Genomic DNA, 8,316 nt, shown 5'->3' with positions numbered 1-8,316 from the left:
CCCAAGTCGACGTCTTCCATGTAACAGAAAAACGATTCGTCGAAACCACCGACCTCAAGCAATGCGTCGCGACGATATAGAGCCGCTCCAGCGCATGCCGAGAACACATCCTTGACGCGCTCATAATGGTTTAGCGCCACCGTGCCATGCCCCCGGCGCCATGCCAAGCCGGTAAAGTGATATGCGTCACCCGCGCCATCCAGTAGCGCCGGGTCGGCATGATTCAGCATGCGGGCGGCAAAAGAAGCAAACGCCGGGTTGGCGTTCGCCGCGGCCAGCAATTCGGCCAGCCACGCAGCCTCAGCGAACGCATCCGGATTGAGTAGCGCGACCCATTCGCAGTCCGACGCTTTTTCGATCGCAAAATTGTTCGCGGCGGCAAAGCCAGTATTGCTGTCTAGCCGCACAATCTCAATGGCGCCGGCCAGGCTTGCCAGTCCGTTCAGCGAGCCGTCATCGCTCGCGTTATCAACCACAATGATGCGCGCGGGCCGGCGCGTCTGGCCAAGCAGGCTGTCGATGCAGCGCCGCAGGTTTTCGCCGCCGTTCCAGTTGACTACCACCGCCGCGACCTTTCCATGCTCGCTCATGTCAACGAGGATGTCGGATCCCGGCGGCGGCAACAACGAAGGGGTAGCCTTGCTTGCGACGGACAAGCTACTTGCGGCACACCGCCGCCAGATTGCCGTACCATTTGGAACCGTTGGTCATCGCCGGACACAGGCGCGCGAACTGCACATCGCGAAAGCGCGCCTCCAGCACGCGCCGCAGACTGGCCTGGGTGAAAAAATTGACATGGGTCGACTCCAGCAGATGCCAGGGCACGACATGGTTGTGATGACAAACGGGAATCGAACTCATGTCCGGCACGGTGATCAGGAAACTGTCGCGCGTTACGCGCGCGATCTCATTCAGTGCGGTTTCGTACTCGGCGACATGTTCGATAACCTCGGAGGCAATTACGCTCGCGAACTGCCCATCGGCAAACGGCAACGGGTAACCGCCGTCGTATAGCTGAATATGCTCGCGTGCCCCGCGTAGCAGACTCTCCGCTACCGGCTTGCGGTCAAGTTCGATGCCATATGCTTCAATTTGATGATCGCGCAACGACTTGATGAGTACACCGCTGCCGCAACCGAAATCCAGCACCGGGCCGGGCAGGGCCATCGCGAGACGCCTGATTTCTTCGGCCACCGCCGTGGCTGGCGGACCGTAAGCGTAGATATTTTCACGATGCAATACATCCTGCGTGTCCAGCAGCTTGCCGTAAGGCGGCGTTTCGGTCTGGAAAGCGTCGTTGATGTCGAATACGGTTGTATCGTTGTGCACCAGTTTCACCCGATGCAGCACACCGCACCTGTCACGAGGAATGGCATACAGCACTACCAGTCCCAGAAACGAATTGTCCGCGCCGATCGCCGTGGCCACGTCGGGGCGGAAGCTGCGAAACGCCTCCAGCACCGGCAGCACGCGGCCATCCACAAAACATTGCGGCAACGCGATATCCTGCAAGCGATCGTGCTTGTCCCAGCCTTCCACCTGGATGAAGCCCGCGCGTTCCACGCTCAGCGCGTCGAACGCCCCATTCGCGTGCGAGTAGCCAACCGCATGCTGCCGTGAGGCCGTCAGAAGACCTCGCGCAAAGCGCACGAATCGCCGCAGCGCATCGATTGGCTGGTTAGTGAATTTTTTCAAGCTGACCGACGCCATGACAACTCTCATCAAATGAAAAAATACGCGGCGCCGACAACGGAGCGAGAACCTCGTGCCGCAATAAGACCGGCGCGCCGCTCACAGGTAAAAACATTAGCTACCGAGCGTCGTGGAGAAACCGTAGAGCAGAAAATCTTCAGGGTACAAATTATAAACGCGACGCTCGAGGTCCGCGTCGTAGAACGAGCGATAGCCAGGCAATGTAGCTTTCGATTGCCGTAAGTCGTTGAACGCCGCATCGCCGCGGAATTCTTCGTCCGCCTCCGACGATGTACGCGTATGGTGGGATGATTCACGGTAGTCGGCGGGATCAGTCTCAGGCAAGCCGAGCGTGCGTTCCAGCTTCGGGAGCAAAGCCATGGAATGATCCAGATCGATTATGAAACGTGATCCCGGCGCAAAACAACGTTCAAGCGGATGAACCTGCATGCGATGATGAACGTTACAGGTGCTTAGATCGATGGTTTCGAGATATGCAACGAATTCCCTGAAGGAAAACCCGCTGTGTTTTTCGACGGGCCGAGTTAGAAAATCGGATACTCTGGCATCTTCGTAACCGCAACGTGCGGCGTGAATGTACGAGCTGACGGCCCGCTTGTATGGGTTGCGGGCAATCTTGATTGCTCGGTAACCTACGAGAGAATTGAGAAAGTCGCGCACGGATGATTTGTGGGCGAGTCCCGCGTAAAGCTTTGCGACACGAAATTTATGTACCCACTGGTGGTGCGCCAGCGCCTCCTGCAAAAGCCCCATATGATCAAGCATCCATTTGACGGCGAATGTACAACCCGCCTTGGCGCTCCAGAAAAGCATTAGCTGATGTTGCGAATCGAGTATCGGTCGAGGCCGCGTCACCAGGCCGCGGATGATATTCTGCTTATCCTCACTGACTCGATTTAATCCGGAGGGCGTTCGATCAATCATCGTTTAACTGCCGAGCGTCGTAGAGAAACCGTAGAGCAGAAAATCTTCCGCATACAAATTATAAATGCGGCGTTCGAGGTCCGCGTCGTAGAAGTGACGGTAGCCGGCCAACTCACTCTTCGAATTTGGCGTTACGTGTAACAACGCATCTCCGCTGAACCCGGCGGCGATACGCTCGGACGGTCGCGTGTGATGGTGCGATTGCCGGTAGCGGTTCAATTTCGATCGAGGTAGACCGAGCAGCCGTTCGAGCCTGGGCAGCAAAATCATGGAGTGGTCGAGATCGATCACAAAACGCGTGCCCGGCGCGAAAGCCCGCTCTAAGCGATGTCCCTGCAAGCGATGATGAGCATCGCACTCATTGAGGTCAATCGTTTCCAGATAGGCAACGAATTCCCGAAACGTATAACGGTTCTCCGCATCGACCGCCCGGCCAAGAAACCTCGCCATAGGTACGTCTTCGTAGCCACACTGCGAAGCATGTATAAAAGAGCTCAAGGCGCGCTTAAACGGATTCCTGACGATCTTCACAGCCCGGTAAGCGGCGGGGTCGTCGGCAAAGTCCTCGACTGATGCCTTGTGCGCCGCGCTTTTGTATAGCTTTTGAATGCGGTAATAATGAATCCAGCGATGATGCAGCCAGCGCCTCCCGCAGCAGCCCCATGTGACCAAGCATCCATTTGACGGCGAATGTACAGCCTGCCTTGGCGTTCCAGAGAAGCACGATCTTGTGTTGAGAATCCACGATCGGCTGCGGCGACGCCACTATCAATTTGTGAAGCGGGGATTGCTTAAGGTCGAATCGCATCCGAACGCTCATGCCCGATAACGCCCTCGGTCGTTTAGCGACGGACTAAAGCCGTAGCGCACAAAATCTTCCGCATACAGACTGACAACACGGTCTGTTAATACCGCGTCATAGAAGCTGCGAAAATCCGGCATTTGAGGAGCGGCTATATTGAAGATGTCGAAAACCTTGTCGCCGTTAAAACCGTCGGCCGAATCCTGCAGCCTGCGCGTGTGGTGAGCCGATTCTCTGAAACGCCGAGGATCACTTTGATCCAGCCCCAGGAACAACTCGAGCTTCGGAAGCGTTTGCATGGAATGATCCAGATTGACCAGAAACATCGATGCCAGCATGTAGCGGCGCTCCAGCGCGTGCGTTTGCAATTGATGATGAATGTTGCAACGGGTCAGATCGATGCTTTCGAGATAGCGCAGAAACTCTCTAAAGGAAAAACGGCTGGTCGCATCCACCTTACGCCCGAGGAACGTGCTGATCGCGGCATCGTCGTAGCCAATGCGGTCAGCGTGTATGTAAGCGCTCACGGCGCGCTTGAAGGGGTCCCTGATGAATTTGACCGTGCGATACGAGCCGGGCGCTTTGGCGAAATCCGTTACCGCGGTGTTTTGCTGTTCGCTCTTATACAGCTCGGCGCGATACTTATGCGGCCTAGCACAGGCCGCCGGCACACCCATCTGCGTAAACAGCCATTTGACGGCGAATGTGCAGCCGGACTTCGCACTCCAGAGCAACAAAAGCTTGTTCCGCGCATCGACGATGGGGCGCGGTCGCGCCGCGACAATAAGGGCTTGAAGATCCATGGTTTACCTTTGAACCGCACCTGGCTGGAAATCGATCCGTGGGACAATATGCAGGCGGTCTGCGATGTAACCCGACGCAATTGCTTAACCGGCCGTTGCCGCCAGGGTCACGGCCGGGCCATGCGGGTGTTGCGCGTCATCGTGAATGATACGAACCTCGTTGTAACCACTGTGCCGCAGCATTTGTTCCAGTGCTGGCAAAGTTGGCCAGAAGGATTCCTGCGACATGCCGCTCAACGGATCGCCGAGACCGCTCTCCCTGAACCACTTGCCACGATAGCCGTTGACCTCTACATTGCCGTCACCGGCGGCGTAATGGGTCCACATAAAAAATCTGGGGCTGACTTTTGCGCACAGGTCCAGAAGCTTCCACGGCTCGGGCAGGTGATACAAAAGCCCGGAGCAGAAAACCGCGTCGAACCGACCCCAGTCGGCAAGGTCAGTTTGCTCGAGATTGACCTCGTGAAACTCAACCCTGCCAAGGCCAAGCAGCTTTTGCACCAGGCGCGCGCGCTCGATATTGGAAGCCCGCCCCTCCAGACCCACGACACGCGTTATCTGTGGGGCCGCGGCCAGCCCGAAGCTATGGCCGCCTTCCAGCGCGCCGAGTTCAAGAATGGTTTTGACATCGGGAAATTGCGTGCGGAACTGCTCCAGACGCGCATCGTTCATGGCATCAAAGGCGCCGCCATAAGCCACGCCGTTTATCCAGAAGCGCGTCACCCACGGCTTGCGCTGTTCAAATTCGCGCGCGATCGCGTCTGCCCGCGCACCGTCTTCACTAGCCGCGTCGCCTTGTGATGCGCTGGCCTGAGGCGTCGTGTCGGTGGTCTGTTGATCAGTCCGCGCGCGATCACCCGCGAACAGACGCTGGCGAATCCTGTTCCACACTTCAGCCTCCAGTCGAATTGAAACGCAAAATCAAGCGATTAATGTCCTTAAAAGTCGCCGCACAGCGTCTATCCGGGCGCCGCGGCGGCCGCCTGCACGCCGGCGACGATGCGCCGCACATAACCGGAACATTCGTCCGGTTTCAGCACCGGGTCGGGGTCCAGCGCCCAGTCTGTGTACCCATGCCGGCTGAGCAGGGGATCGTAAAGATCACGCAATTGTTCCACGTCGCCGCGCGTAAAAAAGCGCTTCCAGTTATTGTAGGCAGCGCTGCGCCGGGTCCAGTGGTATTCGCCAACGTGACGATTGTCTGATACTTCGAACCCCAGATAAGCCTCCAGCTCATCGAGCCGGTCCTCGATAAAATCCTCATATTTTATAACGTGGAGCCGTGGCGCGTGCTTGTCGAGAAATCGCAGGTAACGCAGATCCACAGGCGGACGCGGCGCCACCTTCGTTCCAAAGATGTCGTTCAGTTGCTCGATCATGCTCAGAAAAGAGATGGATTGCGGATCCCGCTCCTTTTTTATCAGCACATCCAGCCACGCATCCATCCGCTGCGTCTCCACACCCCGTTGCGCCAGCGGGAGCGCGATGTAAAAAAGCCGGCTGATCGCCTCGTCACGCAGGTCGCGTACTATCGCCACGATGCGCTTGAACTTGAGCGCGAGTTCGTTATGCAAGATTGCCTCGCGCAGGTTCGGCGTCGAGTCCCAGTGCTCGTAGATGATCTTCACCACACACGCACCGTCTGGCGGCCCGCTGTTCAGAAAAAAACCGATCTTTTTCGGCTCCAGATAATAAAGCGAATCCGGCATGGAGAGCTGAATAGATTTCGAGATAATGGTGGTGCCGGTCTTGCCCTTGCCGATAACCAGAATGTTCATCCGTTTTGTTGCTCTTCCAGCGCTACGACGCTGCCCTTTTCGTCGGAGGACATCATCATCTCGACCACATACGTGTCCCACGGTTTACGGGTGCGAGACGGGTACGCCAGCGAGAAATCTTCCCTATCAAGCGTCAGGTTGGGATTGTAACCGGGATCGCACAGCAAGGCGTCACCCCAGCGATTCTTCATCCAGATGACTTCTTTTCGAAATCTCTCCGCCTTCTCCGGTGCCATGTCCGCGCCACGGGAGGCCGACTCCAGATGATACAGCTCCGCGTGCGGCGTCCAGATAATCCGGTAACCGCGCGCGCGTATCCGCAGACACAAATCCACATCGTTGAACGCAATCTTGAGGTTTTTCTCGTCCAGCCCGCCACACTCACCATAGACTTCACGCCGCGTAAGGAGGCAGGCGCCAGTAACCGCGCTTAAGCTGTGCGCGAGCTTGAGACGCCCGAAATAACCCGGGCTACCGCGCAGAAAGTACTTATGACTGTGACCCGCCACGCCGCCAAGACCCACGATAACTCCCGCGTGCTGAATGGTGTTGCCCGGATAATAGAGCATCGCCCCAACCGCACCGACTTCCGGGCGCACGGCATGGCTGACCATTTCATCCAGCCAGTCTTCATTGATGACGACGATGTCGTTATTAAGCAGGCAGACCAATTCGCCCCGCGCCTGTTGACTCGCGAAGTTGTTGATCGCCGAATAATTGAATTCACGATCGTACTCAACCACCCGCACGCGCGCGTCATTTTGTATCTCGCGGAAGTATTCATGGCTTTGCGGCTCCTCGCTGCCGTTGTCCACGACGATCACCTCGATCGGTGCGTAGCGTGTGCCGGACAATAGCCCGTCCATGCACTGCCGCAGCAGCCCGATTTGATCCCGGGTGGGAATAATGATCGTAACCAGCGGCGGCGGCACGGGCACCGGCCAGCTTAGCCGCTGATGATGCTCGGCCCCTGGCGCGGCGCTGACCGTCGCCGTTTGTCCCGTGCGCGCGAGATGCTCGCGCACGGCGCCTTGCGCCGCGTTCACTGCACGGGCCAACTGGGTTTGCGAAAAGGTACGCAGCCGCGGCCCCATCCGCCAGTGGTACAGCACATGGGGAATGTGGATGACCTTATCCGGCGCGCTCTGCTCGATGACGCGCAGGGCCAGATCGTAGTCCTGACTGCCCTCGAATCCCTCGCGAAACCCCGCCACCGATTTAACGAGCGACGTCCGGTAAACGCCCAGATGATTAATCATGTTCTGCGCGAGGAACAGGTCGGGATTCCAGTCGGGCTTGAAGTACGGCTGGCTGCGCCGGCCGCGCTTGTCTATCTTGTCCTCGTCGGAATAAATAATGTCGGCGTCGGGATTGTCGTTAATCGCGACAACCACCATGTAAAGCGCGTGCGCGGCCAGCAGATCGTCATGATCCAGGAGTGCGACGAACTCGCCTTCTGCCAGCGCCAAAGCGCTGTTGCTGCACGCGGAGATGTTGCCATTGCGCGCGCGGAACACGGTCTTGATGCGTTTGTCTTGCCCCGCGTATTCACGAATCACCCGCGACACGTGTCGCTGGGTCGAACAGTCGTCGGCGATGCAAAGTTCCCAACACGGATACGACTGCCCCATGACCGACTCGATCGCGCGGCGCAAAAACCGCTCCGAAGGATTGAACACCGGCATCACCACGGAGATCAGCGGCTGCCGGAAGAGGGAATTCATATGCAGCTCAATGCCCTCGCGGTCCGTGTCGCTCAGGGTGTCGTAGCGCTTGACCCAGGCGCGGTAGGCACGGCCGCCGTCCTCCAGCCAGTGAACCAGGCCGGCAAGCGTGGTCGCGATCAGCCTGAAGCCAGCGTTGCGGTCACTTTCAGACGGCATTTGCTTGAACAACAACCGCAGGCTGGCCGTGGCCAGCGCGCGCGCGCGAGTGCGGGATGCGCGCAAACGGGTCACGACCGTGCGAACTGGCGTCGTCAGGCGCCAACTGGTGGAAGACAGTATCGAACTGATGGTGGCGGTCTGCGTCGCGATCCTGGTAGCCTGCTCCTGTAGCGAGACAGCCTGCTCCTTGATCGTATCATCGCGCACCGCGATGATTTCGTGCAGATGGTTTATCTCCGCCAGCCGTCTCGCAGCCTGCTGTGTGACGGTCGCCAGTTCGTGCCGGAGCTGATTGATCTCCCCCAGTCGGCTGGTCGACTGCTGAGTGACGGTCGCCAGTTCGTGACGGACCTGGTTGATCTCCACCAGCCGGCTGGTCGACTGCTGAGTGACGTTCGCCAGTTCGTGTC

8 protein-coding genes are annotated in these 8,316 nt (G+C 58.1%); all 8 read right to left on the bottom strand.

Features of this window, described 5'->3' with window-relative positions:
- A partial coding sequence (locus tag H0V34_04180) for a glycosyltransferase family 2 protein (protein MBA2490920.1) occupies positions 1–590 on the bottom strand: 590 nt, incomplete at its 3' end.
- 67 nt (positions 591–657) lie between these two features.
- Complete coding sequence (locus H0V34_04175; protein MBA2490919.1) at positions 658–1,710, bottom strand: methyltransferase domain-containing protein; 1,053 nt, start codon at positions 1,708–1,710, stop codon at positions 658–660.
- Between the two features lie 96 nt (positions 1,711–1,806).
- Positions 1,807–2,637, bottom strand: a complete 831-nt coding sequence (locus tag H0V34_04170; protein MBA2490918.1) for a sulfotransferase family 2 domain-containing protein — start codon at positions 2,635–2,637, stop codon at positions 1,807–1,809.
- A gap of 3 nt (positions 2,638–2,640) precedes the next feature.
- Positions 2,641–3,309 carry a sulfotransferase family 2 domain-containing protein gene (locus tag H0V34_04165; protein MBA2490917.1) on the bottom strand — a complete coding sequence of 223 codons (669 nt, stop codon included), beginning with the start codon at positions 3,307–3,309 and terminating at the stop codon, positions 2,641–2,643.
- A gap of 144 nt (positions 3,310–3,453) precedes the next feature.
- On the bottom strand, positions 3,454–4,242 hold the full coding sequence (locus tag H0V34_04160) for a sulfotransferase family 2 domain-containing protein (GenBank protein ID MBA2490916.1): 789 nt from the start codon (positions 4,240–4,242) through the stop codon (positions 3,454–3,456).
- Positions 4,243–4,326: 84 nt separating this feature from the next.
- Positions 4,327–5,133 carry a class I SAM-dependent methyltransferase gene (locus tag H0V34_04155; protein ID MBA2490915.1) on the bottom strand — a complete coding sequence of 269 codons (807 nt, stop codon included), beginning with the start codon at positions 5,131–5,133 and terminating at the stop codon, positions 4,327–4,329.
- 68 nt (positions 5,134–5,201) lie between these two features.
- The gene (locus H0V34_04150; GenBank protein MBA2490914.1) at positions 5,202–6,020 is read right to left on the bottom strand and encodes a hypothetical protein; all 819 of its coding nucleotides are present in this window, start codon (positions 6,018–6,020) and stop codon (positions 5,202–5,204) included.
- Positions 6,017–8,035 (bottom strand): glycosyltransferase family 2 protein, encoded by a 2,019-nt coding sequence (locus H0V34_04145; protein MBA2490913.1) that lies wholly within the window; start codon positions 8,033–8,035, stop codon positions 6,017–6,019. The genes H0V34_04150 and H0V34_04145 overlap by 4 nt, the downstream gene beginning before the upstream one ends.
- Positions 8,036–8,316 lie beyond the last annotated feature (281 nt).

The organism is Gammaproteobacteria bacterium (assembly GCA_013696315.1).
Lineage (GTDB): Bacteria > Pseudomonadota > Gammaproteobacteria > JACCYU01 > JACCYU01 > JACCYU01.
The sequence above is the reverse complement of the archived record's forward strand: the minus strand, read 5'-3'. Positions and strand labels throughout refer to the sequence as shown.

Excerpts from the sequence above, each read along its gene's own strand:
- H0V34_04170 (MBA2490918.1), bottom strand. The coding sequence starts at position 2,637 with ATGATTGATCGAACGCCCTCCGGATTAAATCGAGTCAGTGAGGATAAG.
- H0V34_04160 (MBA2490916.1), bottom strand. The coding sequence starts at position 4,242 with ATGGATCTTCAAGCCCTTATTGTCGCGGCGCGACCGCGCCCCATCGTC.
- H0V34_04150 (MBA2490914.1), bottom strand. The coding sequence starts at position 6,020 with ATGAACATTCTGGTTATCGGCAAGGGCAAGACCGGCACCACCATTATC.
- H0V34_04175 (MBA2490919.1), bottom strand. The coding sequence starts at position 1,710 with ATGGCGTCGGTCAGCTTGAAAAAATTCACTAACCAGCCAATCGATGCG.